The organism is Halalkalicoccus sp. CG83, from assembly GCF_037081715.1.
GTDB classification, from domain to species: domain Archaea; phylum Halobacteriota; class Halobacteria; order Halobacteriales; family Halalkalicoccaceae; genus Halalkalicoccus; species Halalkalicoccus ordinarius.
On sequence record NZ_JAZDDH010000001.1, the window covers coordinates 140,841 to 158,060 of the forward strand.

Genomic DNA, 17,220 nt, shown 5'->3' on the forward strand with positions numbered 1-17,220 from the left:
CGCCTACCCGTCATCGATGGACGGGGCCGAACTCGGGGAGCGATCGGCGACGCTCCCGCGTGAACCCGGTGTCTACCAGTTCCTCGACGGCGAGACCGTTCTCTACGTCGGCAAGGCCGTCGACCTCCGGAGCCGGGTGCGCTCGTACGCCGACCCCCGCAGCGAGCGGATCCGGCGGATGGTCGGTGCCTCGACGGCGATCGACTTCGCCGTCACCGACACCGAGACTCAGGCCCTCCTTCTCGAAGCGAACCTCATCAAGCGCCACCAGCCGCGCTACAACGTCCGGCTGAAGGACGACAAGTCCTACCCGCTCGTCCAGCTCACCGACCACGAGTTCCCCCGCATCGAGATCACGCGTGACCCTGATAGCGAGGCGCGAAGCGCCTCGAATGCGAGCGGCGAAGCCGCGAGCGCCGGAGCGATCTTCGGTCCCTTCACGAACAAGGGGCAGGTCGAGACCGTCGTGAAGGCGTTGCGCGAGATCTACGGGGTGCGAGGCTGTTCGGATCACAAGTTCTCCGGGCGCTCGCGGCCGTGTCTCGACTACGACATCGGCCTCTGTAGCGCCCCCTGTACGGGCGAGATCGGTCCCGAGAGCTACGTCGCGGACGTCGAGTCGGTCAAGCGCTTCTTCGCCGGCGAGACGGGCGTGCTCGCGGACCCCCTCGAACGACGGATGGAGGCCGCCGCCCAGGACCAGGCGTTCGAGCGCGCGGCGAGCCTGCGCGACCGCCTCGAGGCCGTCAGATCGTTTCACGAGGGCCGCGGTGAGGCCGTCTCGAGCGCCGAGAGCGCCCGTACCGTCGACGTGCTGGGAGTCGCGACCGAGGGCGGGCGCGCCATCGTCGCCCGACTCCACAGCGAGGACGGCCAGCTCGTCGACCGGGACCGCCACTACCTGAACGTCCCCGACGAGGGCGACGGCCACGCCGGCGTCCTCGCTGCGTTCGTCGCCCAGTACTACGCGGAACGGCGGTTGCCCGACGCGATCCTCGTCCCCGAGGACCCCGCGGACGACGAACTGCGCGCGTGGCTCGCGAGCGAGGGCGTCGACCTCCGCGTTCCGGGCGCGGGTCGCGAGGGAACGCTCGTGGATCTGGCGATCAAGAACGCCCGGCGAAGCGAGGGCCGGCGCGACGAACTCGGCGCGCTCGCGGAGGCGCTCTCGATGCCGCGACCCGAGCGCATCGAGGGGTTCGACGTGAGCCACGCCCAGGGACGTTCGGTGGTGGGAAGCGACGTACTGTTCGTCGACGGCGAGAGCGACACCTCGGGCTACCGGCGCAAGAAGCTCGCCGAGGAGAACGACGACTACGCCAACATGCGCGCGCTCGTGCGCTGGCGCGCCCTGCGGGCGGTCGAGGGTCGCGACGACCGGCCCGACCCCGATCTCCTGCTGATCGACGGCGGCGAGGGCCAGCTCGACGCCGCCCGCGAGGCGCTTCGCGAGGTCGGCTGGGAGATACCGGCCGTGGCGCTCGCGAAGGCCGAGGAGCTGGTGATCACCCCGGACGGCCCGCTGGACTGGCCCGACGACGCCCCACAGCTGCACGTCCTCCAGCGGGTGCGCGACGAGGCACACCGGTTCGCGGTACAGTACCACCAGACGCTCCGCGACGACGTCTCGACCGTGCTCGACGACGTGCCGGGGATCGGTCCGAAGACCCGGACGGGGCTGTTGCGGCGGTTCGGCAGCGTCGAGGGCGTCAGAGGTGCCTCGCCCGAGGAGCTACGCAGCGTCGACGGGATCGGCGAGAAGACCGCGCGGACGATCGCCGAACGGCTGTAGCGGCGTCCTCCTCGAGAGCGTCGCACTCGGTCGCCTTGACGATCCGAGGGTGGTAGCGTCCGAGCGCGATCGATCCGGCCCCCCGCGAGACGGCCGTATGGAGCCGAGCTCCGCGCCGGCACACCGGCTGGGAACGCAGTCCTTACTGTGGCGGCGAGAACGTATGGGGCGGGCCGGTCGGTGCGATCGTCTGTCCGGTGACGAACGAGGCGGCGTCGCTCGCGAGGAAGCGCACGGCGTCGGCCACCTCGTGGGGCGTCCCGACGTCCCGTGCGACCGGCTCGCGATCGGGTATCTCCTCTAGCTCGAACTTCTCGAGGACGGGCGGTGACGCAATGAATCCGGGGTTGACGGCGTTGACGCGTACGCCGCTGTCGGCCCACTCGCTCGCGAGCGTGCGGGTGAGATTGGCGACGCCGGCCTTCGCGGCGCTGTACGGTCCCATGCCTGCGACGCCGTAGCGGCCGGCCATGCTCGCGGTGTTGACGACCGCGCCGCCGCCGTCCCGGAGCGCGTCGGCGAACGCGCGCGTGACGTTGAAGGTCCCAGTGAGGTTCACCTCGAGGACGCCATCCCAGTCCTCGGGGTCGACCTCGTGGAGGGGTCCACCCTCGCCGGTGCCGCCGGCGTTGTTCACGAGGATGTCGATGCCGCCGAACTCCTCGACGGTGACCTCGGCGAGCACCTCGACCGACTCGCGGTCGGTGACGTCGCACTCGACCGCCAGGACCTCGCCCGGTAGGTCCGATTCGTTCAGTTCCTCGGCGGCCGCGTCGACGTCGGCCTGCGTGCGCGAGCAGATCACGACGTCCGCGCCGTCGGCGACGAACGTCTCGGCGATGGCGCGCCCGATCCCGCTTGAAGCGCCCGTCACTACGGCCGTCGCGCCTTCGACGCTCGACCGTGCACGAACCGACTCCGTCGTGGGTAGTTCGTCGTTGACTGGCATCCTCATCACTACCGGCCTTCGAAGGAAAAGGAGGGAGACCGAGGCGGGTACCGCCGGTTCGTGATCGTGTTCCCATATGTCTCGGACTCCCCAGTGGTGAGTCGCCTCCGAGTATCCGACTCCGAACCGGTGCTCGTACGAGCATACGAGCCGGGTTCCCACCGAAATTGAGATCGACGGGATCGCCGTCACCGCTGAATCGTCACACGCGGACGACTGAGACGACGGACGGCCGCGAAGAGCACGTCATCCCGCCCCAAGCCGCCGGGAACCGTATCGTGGGCTCATCGATTCAACGTGACGAACGAGACTCGGTACGAGTCGGATTGGTTCCGAGCGTCGCTTCGGGATACCGCGATTCGTCGACGGATCGAGCCTACGACCGCCGTCAGGCCGAAACGTGGAGCCGGTACCCGCCCCGGACCGCGTCGCCGTCGTGGTACTCCACCGGTTCCTCGATCACGGCCACTCGCCGGTCGGTCATCGCGGCGGCGGTCACGACGCCCTCGATCGAGATCCCCGTCATCGGGCCCTCGACCAGGTCGTAGCGGCGGAGCCCGTGGGAATCGGGATCGCGATCCCGGAAACGCTGGGCACCGGGTGTCGCGATCGTCCCGTCTGCGGCGGCGAGTTCGCTCACCCAGCCGCCGACCGGGGCGTGCCACCGTTCCGTGCCGTCCGGGGTGAACGCCGTGATCGTGTGCTCGTGAGGGTGGCGTCCCTCGGCCTCGCGACCCTCCTCCGGATACGTGTTCCCGGTGACGAAGGCGACACCCTCGCCCGTCGCGTGGACGTGATTCGGGTAGGCGTACAGCGTCTCCTCGCCGACCTCGGTAGGTCGGGCGAGATCGACCGACCAGCGTTCCCGTCCGGTCTCGTCGAGCCGGTAACCGCGATAGTCGCCGTGGCTGGCGACCGCCACGCCGTCGGCGAGGAGCGAGGCGTCGCCAACCCGGCGGTCACCCTCGCATCCGGGATCCCAGGTGAGTTGCGGGTCGCCCGTTTCCGTGTCCAGGACGACGAGCCCGGTCCGGTGGTCGCCGGGACAGCGGTTGTACGCCACGGCGAGCCGTCCCTCGCGCAGATCGATGGCGATCGGCGAGGCGTCCGCCCGGTAGGTCCAGACGAGGTCCCCGTCGGGGTCGAACGCGTAGACCGCACTGCGGAACGAGCGCTCCCCGCCGTCGCGCTCGTAGCGGCGGGCCGCGGCGTAGATCCGCTCCCCGTCGGTGGCGACGCTCACGACGTACGGCAGGAAGAAGAGACTCTCCTTCTGGGGCTCGCCGAGATCGTCGGCGCTCCGGTAGCTCCACCGGCGCTCGCCGGTCGTGGCGTCGATCGCCGCGACGATCCCGCCCTCGCCCCGTCCGCCGACCGCGACCGTCCCCTCGGGACCGTCCTCGAGCGAGACGGCATACTCGTCGGCGATCGTCGCGGTCCACGATGGTTCTGGTTCGTCTCCATAGCCGGACAACGCGATCGGGAAGGCGCTCACCCTCCCGTCGACCGTGCCAGCAATGACCCGTCCGTCCGTGATCGTCACGGCCGAGCGCTGCCACATGTGCCGGCTGCCGGCGGGTCGGGGATCGCCGAGCGAGACGGCGAATCCGTCGGTGGCCTCCTCGCTCTCGTGCAGGTCGGGTTCGCTCTCACTCATCGGCGGGGAACGTCTCGTGGAGGACGTCGTGGGCCTCGCCGAGTCCCGAGAGGACGTCCTCACCCTGGGTGGTCAGCCGGTGGATCGCGCGTTCCGCGTCGCGGACGGCGACGAGCCGACCGCGCAGGTAGTCGTACTCCTGGCTCTCCTCGTCCGCACGCGCGATCTCCTCCTCGAGGTCGACCAGCGCGCCGTCGAGGTGGCGTTCGATCTCCGAGAGGCTCTCGGCTTCGGCCAGCCCCTCGATGGGGCCCTCCAGCTCGCCTTCGAGCTCTCCTTCCGCGTGTTCGCGAACGGTGCGGTCCTCGGTGCCGAGGACGTTCATCAGACCGAGTCGTAGCGCTTCGAGTTCGTGGCAGGTCATGGTTCTCGTAATCGTGTCGGTGGTGTTCGTCGTTTCGGTTCGATCGGCGGTGGAGGTCAGGTCGGGTCAGAGCGTCTGGTCGACGGCGTCCGAGACGATGCGGCCCCGGTCGAGATGCGAGGAGACGATCCGCTCGGCGTCGTCCTCGTCGACGTCGCCGTACCAGACGCCGTCGGGGTAGACCGCGACCATCGGCCCGTCGCCACAGCGCCCCAGACAGGACGAGCGGGTGATCCGAGCGTCACACGCCTCGGAGTCGCGGGTGGCCTGGCGAAGCCGCTCCAGGACTGTGGGCGCACCGTCGGCGGCGCAGGTCTGGTTCGTACAGACGGCGACGTGTTTCTCCGGTGCGTCGTGGACGTGCGGGTCGTCGTCGACGTCCTCGCGGTCGGCGTGGGTCTCCTGGTGGGTCAGCGCGCGTAACATGGCGCGGGCGCCGCCCCGATCCTCCTCGTACCCGTCGAGTTCGACCTTGTACTTGCACGTATCGCAGGACATCTCGACGCTTCCCGACCGAGCCTCCTGCCAGCGGTCGGCCAACACCGCGAGCAGCCGGTCGTCGGTACCCAGGGGATCGCCGGCCGCGGCGTCGACGTATGGGTAGTCGTCGTCGAACTCGACGGTACCATCGCGGATCCGTTCGGTGAGAACGCCGTCGCCCAGCATGTAGGGAACGACGGCGACCGCGTCTGGACGCACCTTCGCGACGTCGTGGAGCGTCTCGTCGAGCAGGGGCTCGGTGACGCCGATGAACGTCGCCTCGACCCGGGAGAAGTCTCGACCCTCGTACAGCAGCCGGGCGAGCTTGTGGACGTCGGCGTTCGCGTCGGGATCGCTCGAGCCGCGCGCACAGAGCACGACCGCGACGTCGTCGTTCGCGCGGTCGACGCCCAGATCGTCCTCGACGGCGGCCACGCGGTCGTCGAGCAGGTCGACGATCGCCGGGTGGATGCCCAGATGAGCGCCGTTGTTGATCGTCAAGCCCGGATGCTCGCCGCGGGCGCGCTGGACCGCCAGCGGCACGTCGTTCTTCACGTGGCTGGCGGCGAACAACGACAGCTGTACCGTCGTGACCGTCGAAACGGTCGGCGCGAGCGTCGCGATCGCCTCGTCGATCGCCGGCTCGGCGAGCTCGAGGAACGCCGCGTCGACGGGAACTTCCAGCCGGCCTTCCAGGCCGGCGGCGAGCTCCCTCACTTGGTCGTTCGACTCCTCGCGCCGCGAGCCGTGACCCACCAGCAGCACCGCCTCGTCGTCGAACGCCGCGGCGGCGCCAGTAGTCCGGCTCATCGGCTCGCGTCCGAATCGCCCGCCCCCTGAAGCGTTCCCACCTCGCGCCCGGTCGCCCGTTCGACGCTTCTGAGAGTTTTTCGCCGGCGGCTCGGCGAGAACAGCCCCGTCCGGTCGCTCCCCTCGTAGAGCCAGGCGGCGACGTCTGCGGTCGTAGCGTCGTCCAGTCCGAACCAGTAGCCGCCGCTCGAGCTCTCCTGGAGCTCACCGTAGCCGGCCGCAGGCTCGATCCCGTCGAGCAGTGACCGGACGCGGCGGTGTAACTGGCGGTCCTCGTGGACGAACGAGACGCCGACCTCCCCCGACGACTCACGGAAACAGACGACGCCACAGGCCTCGAGGATACCTCTGAGAAGCTGGCGATCGTGCTCGGCGAAGGCGTCGAACCGGAAGCCGCCGGGCTGTCCCTCGATCGGCAGCCCCAGCGCCGCGCTCGCGCGCTCGGCGAGATTGCCGAACACCTGGACCGTATACTCGTCCTCGCTGCGGGCGATCGCGGTGTCGTGGGCGAAGTCGCGTTCGACGATCCGGTGGTCGACCTGTTCGGCGCCCGCGATCGCCGCGACGCGGCGGGCGGCGGTCTCGTCGGCCGTCCGCACCGTCACGCAGTCGTCCTCCACTATGCCGTCGCCCGCGACCCGCCCCCAGAAGTACGCCGTCTCCGGATGGGCCGCGAGCATGTGTTTCGGTCTATCGATCTCGATTGACATCGTCGATCACCTCTCGTCCGTTCGCGTTCGGTCGTCCGTGCGTTCCGTCCGTTCGCCGCCATCGGTGGCGCGTGGTGGGCATTCCTCGACGGTGATCGCGTTCGGCGGACAGGCCGCCGCGGCCGTTCGCGCCTCCTCGATCCGGTCGTCAGCGAACGCCGCGACGATCCGGCCGTCCTCCTCGCGGATCCGCCCGTCGTCGCTGCCCTCAGGGGGGACTGGATCCGCCGCGGGATCGATCGTCGCCAGCCCGTCGTCGCCTTCGACGAACCGGGGATCGCGCGTCAGGCAGGCGAAGATGCCCTCGCAGGCGTCCGTGTCGATCGTGACGCGATAGGCGGGCGTCCCGTCCTCGTGTGTATCAGTGTCGGTGTCGTGGGTGGCCATGGAGTCTCAGTACTCGTACTTCGTCTCGTAGCCGCGGGGGGTCACCATCCGGTCGTCCCAGACGTACGTCTCCTCGTTGCCCACGAGGATCGTCGTCGTCATGTCGATGATCTCCTCCTCGCCGAGCGCCTCGAGCTCCCCGAGCGTCGTGATCAGCGTCCGTTCGTCCTCGCGGCCGGCGGCGTGGACGATCCCGACCGGCGTGTCGGGATCGCGGTGTGTGAGGAGGATCTCGCAGCACTTCTCGAAGTTCTCGCGGCGCTTTCGGCTCCAGGGGTTGTAGATCGCGATCGTGAAGCCCTCGCTCGCGACGGCGTGGAGCCGTGACTCGATCTCGGGCATCGGCGTGAGGTGGTCCGACAGCGAGATCGAGACGGTGTCATTCACTAGCGGGGCGCCGAGTCGGGCGCCACACGACTGGGCGGCGGGCACGCCGGGGACGACCTCGAAGTCGACCATCGAGGCCGTCGCGCCCTTCGATTCGAGGATCTCCAGCGCGAGCCCCGAGAGCGCGTAGACGTTGGGGTCGCCGCTGCCGATGATCGCGACGTCATTGCCCGCGAGCGCGCGGTCGATCGCCTCCTCGGTCCGGGAGACCTCGCCGCACATCGGCGTGTCGTAGATGTCCTCGGCATCCTCGACGATCTCGTCGGGCAGCAGCTCGACGTAGGTGGTGTAGCCGACGATGTGTTCGCTCTCGGCGAGCGCACGTTTGGCTCGCGAGGTCATTCCGGTGGGCTCGCCGGGACCGAGGCCCACGGCGACGAGGCGGCCGGGAGCGCTATCGAAGTCGTCGACCGTCGCGCCGACCTCCTCCTCGTCTCCGTCGTCGCTCGAGGAGGCGCCACAGCCCGAGGAGCTCGATTCGTTCGTCGTGTTCGAACTCGAGTTCGACGCCCCACACTTCGACGACGAACCGGTCCCGGCCGTCTCCGAGGCGCCCGCTTCCGCCTCGGTCGAGGCCGAGCCGCCGCAGCTCGACCCGCTCGTGTCGGCCGTCGATTCGGAGTTCGACGCTCCGCAGTTCGATTTCGTGTCCGTACGCCGCTCCGTTTCCGCCGTCTCGGTCTCTGAGTCAGTGCTCATGATTGGATCGTGATGTTAGAAGTCGTCGACGTCACGCCCGCCGCGCGGGGTGACGAGAAAGCGTTCGTAGTCGTTCTCCCAGACCTCGGTCTCGTGGGTACCGATCAGCAGCGAGGTGCCCATCCCGGAGACCTCGTCGTCGTGTTCGGTGGCCTCGCCGAGCGTCGTGATCGTCCGGTCCTCGCCGTTGCGCCCGGCGTCGCCCCGACAGGCGTCGTTGAAGATCGCCACCGGGACGTCGTCGCTTCGTTCCTCGCGGACGATCCCGACCGCCCGCTCGTAGTTGCGCCAGCAGTTGTAGAGGACGATCACGAACCCGCTGATCGCCGCCGCGCGAAGCTTCTCCTCGATCTCCGCCCAGCCGCGCCACTTGTCCGAGAGCGAGATCGTACAGAAGTCGTTCGAGAGGGGTGCACCGAGGTTGGCCGCACCGCCCAATGCCGCCGTCACCCCGGGGACGATCTCGATGGGGATCTCGTGGGCCTCCTCCGCCCGGGCCATCACGAACAGGAGGTCGCTCTTACCGTAGACGTTCGGATCGCCCCCCGAGACGTGCGCGACGTCCTCGCCGTCGCGAACCCGCTCGAAGGCCTCGCGAGCGAGTTCGATCTGGCGGCCCATCGTCGAGCGGACCACCTCCTGGTCGCGACCCGGCGACGCCGTGGCCGTAGTGCCCCCGTCGGCCACCGCGTCCTCCGGCGGCAGGGTGCCGTCGTGCCGGAGGAACTCCTGATAGAGGTTCGAGGCGATCACGCAGTCGGCGTTGCGGATCACGTCCTTCGCGCGTTGTGTCATCTCGCCCGGCAGTCCGGGGCCGATCCCGACGACGTAGAGCGTGCCGAGCTCGGAGTCATCGTCGTCAATCGCGCTCATGTTATCGCCCCACCGCCACGGTGACGCTGTCCTCGTGGCTCAGCTTCTCGACGAGCAGTTCGTGATCGCGGCCGGCGGCGATCGCGCTCGCCTCGGAGATGCCCGGCCAGCCGATCAGCTCCTTCGATCGCGAGGGGGTCGGACCCTCGAACCGCTCGAGGTCCGCCTTGGTCAGCGAGATCACGCCCAGCCCCTTCTCCGCGGCGGCCTCGAGCAGACCCTCCTCCTCCTCTTTACGAGTGCCCGTGGCGACGAACTCCACGTCGGTCCACTCCCTCTCCGCTTCCTCGAGCGCCCGATTCCACGCCGCGAGGAACTGCTCCTTGCGGGCGCCGGAGACGCTCCCCGTTCCGAGGACGATGCCGTCCTCCTCGTTGCGTTTCAACACGGTGACGTCGTCGCCGACCAACACCGCCTTCGGTCCGTCGAGGCGCTCTACGGGACCGAGCTCGTCGTCGAGCACGGCGAGGTTGGTCGCCACGGTTGAATCGCCGTTGACGACGTGAGCGTCCAGCGCTTTGGCCTGTTTCTCGACGCCCTGTTTGTCGGCCGCCTCGCTCGCGGTGGTCATCGCGGGCACCGCGCCCATCGACGCCAGGTCGTCGGCGACCTGGTTCGCGCCGTGGTGGCCCCCCGTGATGGGGATCGCCCACGTGAGCTCCTCATCGACGACGCAGATCGCGGGGTCGTCCCACTTGTCGTCGAGCAGCGGAGCGGTCTTTCGCATCGCGATGCCGCTCGCCATCAACCCGACGAAGCAGTCGTACTCGCCCCAGTGCTCGGCGAAGACGTCGCCGTGATACTCGAGGATCTCGATCCGTTCGTAACGATCGCCGATCCCCTCGACGATCTCCTCGGCCGTCTCCATCTTGCGCTCGAAGGCGACGATGGCGATCTCCTCCGCGACCTCGCCGTCGTTGTCGGGTGCTTTGCAGCTGTTCGACCCGCTCGTGGCGTCGTTCTCGGTATCCGTGTCGGTGCTCATTGTCAGTCGTCGGCCTCCGTCTCCGCCTCGCTCGTCTCGGCCGCGGGGTCGGCGTCCGTCCCGTCGGCCTCGCTTCCCTCGCTCTTCCCGTCCTCGTTCGATCCGCGGCTCGCCCAGTCGCCGTAGAGATAGGAGCGCTCGTAGCCCGCACCCGTCGCGGCGTCACCGATGATCACCATCGCGGAGGCGCGGTAGCCCGCCTCCTCCACGCGCTCGCCGATCGTCCCGATGGTTCCCTCGATGACGTCCTCGTCCGGCCAGGAGGCGTGATAGACGACCGCGACCGGCGTGTCGGGATCGTGGCCATCGGCGAGCAGCCGGTCCATCGTCTCGCTCACGGCGTGGGTACCGAGGTAGATACAGGTCGTCACGTCACCCATCCCGACGAACTCGCCGATGTGGTCCTCCTCGGCGCTCAGGGTCTTGCCCTGTGGACGGGTGAACGCCACGTGGTTCGCCACCTCGTTGAGCGTCAGCTGGGTTCTGAGGGTTGCGCTGGCCGCGAACGCCGAGGTGACGCCGGGGACGAAGTAGGTGGGGACGCCCTCCCCTTCGAGGGCGTCCATCTGTTCGAGCGCGGCGCCGTAGATCGCGGGGTCGCCGCTGTGGAGTCGGACGACCCGATCGCCGTCCTCGTAGGCCTCGTGCATCAACGGGACGAGCTCCTCGAGATCCTTCCCGATCGAGCTGACCGTTCTGGCGTCCGCACAGTATCGATCGAGCAGTTCGCTGTTGACCAGCGATCCCGCGTGTACCACGAGATCGGCCGTCTCGACGAGCTCCCTGCCCGCGACCGTCAGCAGCCGCGGATCGCCCGGGCCGGCACCGATGAAGGGGATCCCCTCCTGGTCGTCGCCCGCGCTGTGCTCGTAGACACGGGAGTCACGCTCGCGCTCGGCGAGTCGGCGTTCGCCAGCCGCGTCGATGGCGGCCTGCGGGTCGTTTTCGTTCCCGGAATCGCTCACGCGTTCTCACCCCCGTGACCGTGAGCGCAGTCGCCGTGCTCACAGCCCTCGATGCGCTCGATTCGTGTCCCGCCGGTGGAGCGAGACTCCACCGAGGATCGTTCGCTGCCGGAAGACTCGCTCCGCTCGTCCTCCGACGTTCGCCTCGTCTCAGAAGACGTCGTCTTCTGACGGTCCGGAAATCTTCGATTTCCGTCGACTTGGCTCGACTCACCGTCGCCGGATCGAAGCCCCGGCGAGGATCGCGAAGCTTCGCTTCGCTCACCGCCGTCGGTCTCGGCCGTCCCGACGCCGTCCGCCCTCGCCTCCGGGCCGTTACCGTCGGTCTGGAACGCCGCGGTCGCTCGCTCCTTCTCCAGTCCCCGTTTCTCCGCGTACGCGAGGGTGTAGTAGTCCCGATCGGCGATCTCCTCGGGATCCGTGGTGACGGCCGTCTCGCCCTGTTCCATGTAGAGGCGACGTCCGTACCTGACGTCGTAGCCCGCCTCGACCAGCCCCTCGTGGGTCGCGGGCGCGTCCGTCACCTTGAACAGCACCATCCGATCGGGGCCGGTCGGCGAGGCGCCGCGGGCGGCCTCCCGAAGCGCGAGTCCGGCGCCGGCGTCGATCTCGACCCCGAGCGCGGTCGTGAACGCGGTGACGGCGCTGACGCCGGGAACGAGTTCGAGCGCGACGTCGGGATGGAACGCCTCGAGCGTGCGCCGGAGGTGGCCGAACGTCGAGTAGACGTTGGGATCGCCCAGCGTGACGAACGCGACGTCGCCCTCCCGCGCGTTCGGCGCGATCTCCGCGGCAGCCTCCTTCCAGGCGCGCCGGAGCTCCTCCTCGTCGGTCGTCATCGGGAAGTCGAGATCACCGATCCGTTCCTCGGGGACGTGTTCGAGCGCGACGGAGCGCGAGAGCCGGCCGGGCGAGTAGACCACGTCGGCGCGGTCGAGCGCGCGCTTCCCACGTACGGTGATGAGCCCCGGATCACCGGGGCCGAGCCCGACGCCGTAGAGGGTCATCGTCGGCCCCCGTCGGCGGCCACGTCCGGGCCCGCACCGCCGATCAGCATGTACACCGGGTTCTCCGAGTCGAAGCTCGTCGCGCCGGCGAGCTCGTAACCGTGGCTCACCTGGAACTGGACGACTCCCTCGAGCAGGTCGCGCTCGCGGAACGCCTCGGTCGCCCGGCCGGCGACCTCGAGCCGCGAGACGTTCATGATCACGCGATCGATCCCCGTCTCGACGGCGTGGTCGAGCACGGCCTCGTAGTTGCGGCTGCCGCCGAGGAACAGCGCGTCGGCGTCCTCAGGGAGGCCGTCGGGGGCTTCCGCCTCACGGAGCTCGACCGCCGCCGTGGTCTCGTTGGCCGAGAGGTTCTCGCGCGTGACCTCGAGGCGCTCGGGCTTGCGTTCGAGCGCCGTCACCCGCCCGGCACGCCGCGCCGCCTCGATGGTGACGGCGCCGGTACACGAGCCGACCTCCGCGAAGTGGTCCGTCGTCCGCAGATCCAGCTTATCGAGGAGGACGGCCCTGACCTCCGGCTTCGTCGGGCCCGCCTTCGCATCGTGGGGTAGCGCTACGCGGGACATCACCGATAACAAGTCCGGTAGCGCATAAAACAATTTTGGTTGTTTTAGCGAAAGTGGAGTTGTGGCCGTTCCGACGAAAGCCGGAACGATTCCAACTGAAGCGGTATTAGACCGAAAATACTTGAGTACCCGCTGCCGACCGGGAACCGATGGCAGAGAACGCGAACGGGGCCGGGAGCGGGGGTTCGAGCGTCCTCAAGAACAAACGGGACGCCACGCGCTATCAGATCCTGGTTCAGATCGCCGAACGCCAGCCGGCGGTCAGCCAACAGGAGATCGCCGACGCCATCGGCATCACCGCCCAGGCGGTGAGCGACTACCTGCAGGACCTGGTCAAACAGGGTTTCGTTCGGAAACACGGCCGCGGACGCTACGAGGTGAGCAAGGAGGGCGTCGACTGGCTCATCTCCCAGACCGACGAGCTTCGCGGGTTCATCGAGCACGTCTCCGAGAGCGTCATCGGCCAGGTCGAGATCGAGACCGCCCTCGCGACCGGGGTGATCGAGGAGGGCGAGACGGTGACGCTCTCGATGCACGGCGGCGTTCTCCGGGCGACGCCCGGCGAGGGCGAAGGCGCGACGGCGGTGGCGGTTACGGACGCCGAGGAGGGACGGGACGTCGGCATCACGGAGTTCAAAGGCGTGCTCGACTACGAACTGGGGTCGGTGACGGCCGTCTCCGTGCCGACGGTCGAGAACGGCGGGAGCGCGGCCGTCGATCTGACCACCCTCGTCGATCGCGTGGAAGCGCACGACCTGCTCGCGGCGGCCGGGACCGAGGCGCTCGCGGCGGTTCGTGCTGCGGAGCTCGAGCCGGACGTCCGGTTCGGGACCCCGCTCGCGGTCCAGGAGGCGGCCACGAAGGGTCTCGACGTCCTGCTCGTCGCGGTCGCCGACCGGGTCTCGGCGCACACCGACGAACTCCACGAGCAGAACATCGGCTACGAGGTCATCGACGCGGCCGAAGAATAGCGTCGGGGAGGAGCGACAGGAGGACGAGAACGAGCGAGAGAGCGGTTCTGACGGTTACGTATCGGTAGGCGGGGAGGACGGGTCCCGTTTCCGACCCCTCATTCTCGAGCGACCGCAGCGCCGCCCTCCTCGGAGCCGTCCAGTTCGACCTCGAACTCCCGGGCGAGCAGCCGTTCGACGTCCTCCGGGCTGACGTCGGAGTACCACTCGTCGCGGGGTTGGAACGCGACCGCGGTGCCGTTCTCGCTACAGAGACCGAGACAGGCGGTCTCGACGACCGCCGCCCGCGACCAGAACAGGTCGCGTTCGCGGAGCCACGACTTCACCTCGGAGAGGACCGCTCTTCCGCCTGCATCGGCACAACAGGCGTGCTCCGAGGAGCGGTCGTTCGTACAGACGAGCACCCAGGTGAGCCCTCGGTCGCGCTGCTCGGCGGTGCGTCGACGCATCGCTTAGGCACCCGCCGTCAGCTCGTCATCGAGATCGTCCAGCGATGGGGTAGTCCCGTCGGCCCGTCGATCGAGCCCTCCGTAGACGGCGGCGATGATCGTCCAGAGCGCGACCTGCCCCAGGACGACGAGCCACCGAAACGCGATCGCGAGCCCCCCCGATCCGCCGGACACGGTGGTCGGGCCGAGAACGATCGGGATCGCACAGAGCGCGAACGGCACGGCAGCGATCCCGGCGGCGACGGACGTATCGTGTTCGTCGCGGACGTATCGGTACAGCCCGACCGAGAGCACACAGATCGTCGCGCCGAACGCCATCATCACGCCGTAGACGACCAGCCGAACGTCGGTCGCGAGCGCCTGTTCGGTGCCCGGAGCGACCGGCGGGAGCGCGAGCCACGGAGCGCCCGACACGGTGAGGAAGCCGGCGCCGGCGAGGACGTACGCCTTCGTCGTGCCGGCGCCGGGCAACGACGGCTCGAAGAGGTAGTAGGCGACGCCGAACGCCGCCCCGAGCAGGACTCCCCACAGGACGCCGCTGCCGACGCTCACGACCGCCGCCGTCAGCTCCGAGACGGCTGCCGGTCCGTGCTCGTGTCCGTGACCGTGGCCAGCGTGCTCCAGGTACTCGACCAACGGGTTGCCGACGAGCGCCAGGAACGATCCGTAGGCGAGTCCGGCGACGATGCCGGCGGCGATCCCCCGCTTGAACGAGTCGACGATCATCGATCAGTGGCAGGTGATGCCCGCGGCGTGGCGAAAGCCGTGCATCGCGTCGTGAGCCATCGGGTCCTGGAGAAACAGCAGCGTGAACCCGAGTGCGGCGGCCATGAGGAGGGCCGCGGCGGCCATCGCCGGCGTCACGTCGGTCTTCGCGCGTCCGATCCGGTTGCGAACGGTGTCGGTCTCCGTCATTGAAACTCTACTTTGCTAAAAAGCAAGCTAGATTGTAAAAGTTGCGCCGTTCACGTTCGCTCGCGGGCATCGGCTACCGCCGCCTCGATCCCTTCGGCGGAGAGCGCCGAGAGCGCCACGCGCTCGCCGTCGGTGGTTCGGACGACCTCCTCCGTCAACGTCGCCCTGTCGTCCGGATCCCCCGTATCGACGACGACGACGTGTGCGTCGAGCGCGGCCAGTCGCCGCGCCGCCCGGCGGGTCTCCGCGGTCGGGCTTCCAGTACCCGCGTTCGCGCGGCCGTCGGTGACCAGAACGACGACGCCGACGGCGGGATCGGCGCGCTCGAGCACCTCGGCGGCGGTCCGCAGTCCCGCGGGCAGCGGCGTCCGATCGGCCGTCGGGAGCTCCTTCAGGTGACGTGCGGCCCTGGTGACGCTGTCGGTCGGGGGTAGAAGAACCTCGCCCTCCTCGCCGGCGAAGGCGACGACGCCCACCTCGTCGCGCTGCTCGTAGGCGTCCTGCAACAGTTCCATGACGACCCCTTTCGCCGCACGCATCGGGCCGCGCATCGACGCGCTGGCGTCGAGCGCGAACACGACGAGCGCCGATCGATCGTTCGTCCGCACCGAACGGCGGAGATCCCGGGACTCGACGCGGTCGCTGCCGCGGCTCGCCGCCGCCCGAACGGAGGCTGCCGCGTCGATCGAGTCGTCCGGTCCCGCGTGTTCGGTACGGACCCGCGCTCCGGTCCCGCCGGCCGACGGCGCCGTACGTGCCCGTGATCCGCCGATCGCCCCGTCATCGCCGTTCGGTGCTCGATCGGGGCCGGTCGGATCGATCTCCGGGACCGCCGCGTCGGCGATCCCGGCGTTCGCCTGCCCGGGGATCAAGGGCGTCGCCTCCTCGTCCGTATCGTCCGATCCTCCGCCGCCGTCGTCGTCTCCGCGTCCGTCTCCGTTTCCGTCTTCGCTACCCCGGTCGTCGCCCGTGTTTCCCGTCGACGGCATCGAGGGCGGTTGGTCGGAGCCGTCGGTCCCACCGTCTTCCTCGTCGTTCCTCGCGGAATCGCCATCGTCACGCTCGCCTTCCTGATGATCAGCCGCAGGATCCGTGTCCTCCCGTTCGCCGTCCTCCTCTCCCCCCTCGGTCGGATCGTTCTCGCCCGGATCGGATCGCGAGTCGTCCTCGGCTTCGCCGTCCTCCACCGTCCCTTCGCTCCCCTCGTCCGTTTCGTCGTCGAAATGGTCGTCGAGCACGTCCTCCGGATCCGGCGCGTCCTCGAACGGTCGCGACTGCAGCCGGTGGGGGAGGGCCAACGCCGCGGCCCGGCGGACGTCGGACTCGAGCACCTTCGGCCGGTCATCGAGCGCGGCGAACGTCCGGGCCCCCCGAGCGGTAGCGATGTCCGCCCGGTGACCGTCGACGCCGGCGTCACGACACAGTTCGGCGATCTCCCGCCTGAACTCGGCGGGGAGCACCACCTCTTCGAGCCGGGTGCGCGCGGTGAGAAGCCGGTCGCGCGAGCGTTCGGTCGCCTCCGTCCCGTCGGCACGACACCCATCGGCGTCCAGCGCGCGATCGATGATCGTCACGCGCTCGTCGAGGTCGGCGCTTCCCTCGACGGTAGCCTGAAGCGCGAACCGGTCGCGAAGCTGCGGTCGGAGGTCGCCCTCCTCGGGGTTCATCGTCCCGATGAGCGTGAACTCGGCGGGATGGGAGACGCTGACGCCGTCGCGCTCGACGCGGTTGACGCCGCTCGCGGCGGCGTCGAGCAGCACGTCCACCAGGTGGTCGTCGAGCAGGTTCACCTCGTCGACGTAGAGGACGCCACGGTGCGCGCGTGCGAGAAGCCCGGGATCGAACTCCGTGTGGCCGTCGAGCGCGTCGGTGACCGAGAGCGTGCCGACGACGCGTTCGCGCGTCGCACCCAAGGGGAGGGTGACCAGCGGGACCGGTCGCGTCTCGACGGGCGGCTGCTCACGGTCACGACAGTCGCTACACTGCCCGTCGGGATCGTCCGGCGAACAGCCGAAGGGACAGTCCGCGACCACCCGCTGGTCCGGCAGCAGATCGACGAGCCCGCGAACGGTGGTCGACTTCGCCGTCCCCTTCTCGCCCTGGATCAGCAGTCCGGAGAGTGCGTCGTTCGCCGCGACGGCCAGCAACGCCTCCTTCAGTTCCTCCTGGCCGACGACCGCGCCGAACTCCAGTCCGCTCCCGGTGGGCGATAGCTTTTTGTCGCTCGCTAAGTCAACCATACTTGTATTAG

Annotated in this window: 18 protein-coding genes; 2 read left to right on the plus strand and 16 right to left on the minus strand. The window is 69.2% G+C overall.

Features of this window, described 5'->3' with window-relative positions; all coding sequences use genetic code 11:
- Positions 1 to 16 precede the first annotated feature (16 nt).
- Entirely contained in the window at positions 17 to 1,792 is a 1,776-nt protein-coding gene (locus V0Z78_RS00660) for an excinuclease ABC subunit C (RefSeq protein WP_336342691.1), read from the plus strand.
- A gap of 142 nt (positions 1,793 to 1,934) precedes the next feature.
- Here V0Z78_RS00660 and V0Z78_RS00665 read toward each other — a convergent pair whose 3' ends face one another.
- From V0Z78_RS00665 to cbiT, 12 genes are all read right to left on the minus strand, one after another.
- Positions 1,935 to 2,741, minus strand: a complete 807-nt coding sequence (locus V0Z78_RS00665) for an SDR family NAD(P)-dependent oxidoreductase (protein ID WP_336342692.1) — start codon at positions 2,739 to 2,741, stop codon at positions 1,935 to 1,937.
- 388 nt (positions 2,742 to 3,129) lie between these two features.
- Positions 3,130 to 4,398: an outer membrane protein assembly factor BamB family protein gene (locus V0Z78_RS00670; protein WP_336342693.1), complete on the minus strand. Its 1,269-nt coding sequence runs from the start codon at positions 4,396 to 4,398 to the stop codon at positions 3,130 to 3,132.
- The gene (locus V0Z78_RS00675) at positions 4,391 to 4,762 is read right to left on the minus strand and encodes a DUF3209 family protein (RefSeq protein WP_336342694.1); all 372 of its coding nucleotides are present in this window, start codon (positions 4,760 to 4,762) and stop codon (positions 4,391 to 4,393) included. The genes V0Z78_RS00670 and V0Z78_RS00675 overlap by 8 nt, the downstream gene beginning before the upstream one ends.
- A 66-nt stretch (positions 4,763 to 4,828) precedes the next feature.
- Positions 4,829 to 6,052 (minus strand): CbiX/SirB N-terminal domain-containing protein, encoded by a 1,224-nt coding sequence (locus V0Z78_RS00680; RefSeq protein ID WP_336342695.1) that lies wholly within the window; start codon positions 6,050 to 6,052, stop codon positions 4,829 to 4,831.
- Positions 6,049 to 6,762 carry a cobalamin biosynthesis protein gene (locus tag V0Z78_RS00685; RefSeq protein WP_336342696.1) on the minus strand — a complete coding sequence of 238 codons (714 nt, stop codon included), beginning with the start codon at positions 6,760 to 6,762 and terminating at the stop codon, positions 6,049 to 6,051. The genes V0Z78_RS00680 and V0Z78_RS00685 overlap by 4 nt, the downstream gene beginning before the upstream one ends.
- Positions 6,763 to 6,768: 6 nt before the next feature.
- Positions 6,769 to 7,149, minus strand: coding sequence for a ferredoxin (locus V0Z78_RS00690; RefSeq protein WP_336342697.1), 381 nt, complete (start codon positions 7,147 to 7,149; stop codon positions 6,769 to 6,771).
- A 6-nt stretch (positions 7,150 to 7,155) separates the two neighbouring features.
- On the minus strand, positions 7,156 to 8,235 hold the full coding sequence (gene cobJ / locus V0Z78_RS00695) for a precorrin-3B C(17)-methyltransferase (RefSeq protein ID WP_336342698.1): 1,080 nt from the start codon (positions 8,233 to 8,235) through the stop codon (positions 7,156 to 7,158).
- Between the two features lie 15 nt (positions 8,236 to 8,250).
- The gene (locus V0Z78_RS00700; RefSeq protein WP_336342699.1) at positions 8,251 to 9,108 is read right to left on the minus strand and encodes a precorrin-3B C(17)-methyltransferase; all 858 of its coding nucleotides are present in this window, start codon (positions 9,106 to 9,108) and stop codon (positions 8,251 to 8,253) included.
- 1 nt (position 9,109) lies between these two features.
- Positions 9,110 to 10,093 (minus strand): cobalt-precorrin 5A hydrolase, encoded by a 984-nt coding sequence (cbiG, locus tag V0Z78_RS00705; protein WP_336342700.1) that lies wholly within the window; start codon positions 10,091 to 10,093, stop codon positions 9,110 to 9,112.
- 2 nt (positions 10,094 to 10,095) lie between these two features.
- Positions 10,096 to 11,058: a cobalt-precorrin-4/precorrin-4 C(11)-methyltransferase gene (locus V0Z78_RS00710; RefSeq protein ID WP_336342701.1), complete on the minus strand. Its 963-nt coding sequence runs from the start codon at positions 11,056 to 11,058 to the stop codon at positions 10,096 to 10,098.
- A complete protein-coding gene (locus V0Z78_RS18925; RefSeq protein ID WP_409338656.1) occupies positions 11,055 to 12,065 on the minus strand; it encodes a cobalt-factor II C(20)-methyltransferase in 1,011 nt (336 codons plus the stop codon). The genes V0Z78_RS00710 and V0Z78_RS18925 overlap by 4 nt, the downstream gene beginning before the upstream one ends.
- Positions 12,062 to 12,634, minus strand: coding sequence for a precorrin-6Y C5,15-methyltransferase (decarboxylating) subunit CbiT (gene cbiT, locus V0Z78_RS00720; RefSeq protein ID WP_336342702.1), 573 nt, complete (start codon positions 12,632 to 12,634; stop codon positions 12,062 to 12,064). Before cbiT ends, V0Z78_RS18925 begins: the two co-directional genes overlap by 4 nt.
- A gap of 149 nt (positions 12,635 to 12,783) precedes the next feature.
- Between cbiT and V0Z78_RS00725 the strand changes: the two genes are divergently transcribed.
- Entirely contained in the window at positions 12,784 to 13,605 is an 822-nt protein-coding gene (locus tag V0Z78_RS00725; RefSeq protein ID WP_336342703.1) for a DUF7839 domain-containing protein, read from the plus strand.
- 98 nt (positions 13,606 to 13,703) lie between these two features.
- Here the strand turns inward: V0Z78_RS00725 and V0Z78_RS00730 are convergent, their stop codons facing one another.
- From V0Z78_RS00730 to V0Z78_RS00745, 4 genes are read right to left on the minus strand one after another with little or no spacing between them, the layout of a single operon-like run.
- Positions 13,704 to 14,054, minus strand: coding sequence for a (2Fe-2S) ferredoxin domain-containing protein (locus V0Z78_RS00730; protein WP_336342704.1), 351 nt, complete (start codon positions 14,052 to 14,054; stop codon positions 13,704 to 13,706).
- Positions 14,055 to 14,057: 3 nt separating this feature from the next.
- The gene (locus V0Z78_RS00735) at positions 14,058 to 14,780 is read right to left on the minus strand and encodes a CbtA family protein (RefSeq protein ID WP_336342705.1); all 723 of its coding nucleotides are present in this window, start codon (positions 14,778 to 14,780) and stop codon (positions 14,058 to 14,060) included.
- A 3-nt stretch (positions 14,781 to 14,783) separates the two neighbouring features.
- Positions 14,784 to 14,969, minus strand: coding sequence for a CbtB domain-containing protein (locus V0Z78_RS00740; protein ID WP_336342706.1), 186 nt, complete (start codon positions 14,967 to 14,969; stop codon positions 14,784 to 14,786).
- Positions 14,970 to 15,019: 50 nt separating this feature from the next.
- Positions 15,020 to 17,209: a VWA domain-containing protein gene (locus tag V0Z78_RS00745; protein WP_336342707.1), complete on the minus strand. Its 2,190-nt coding sequence runs from the start codon at positions 17,207 to 17,209 to the stop codon at positions 15,020 to 15,022.
- Positions 17,210 to 17,220: the final 11 nt, after the last annotated feature.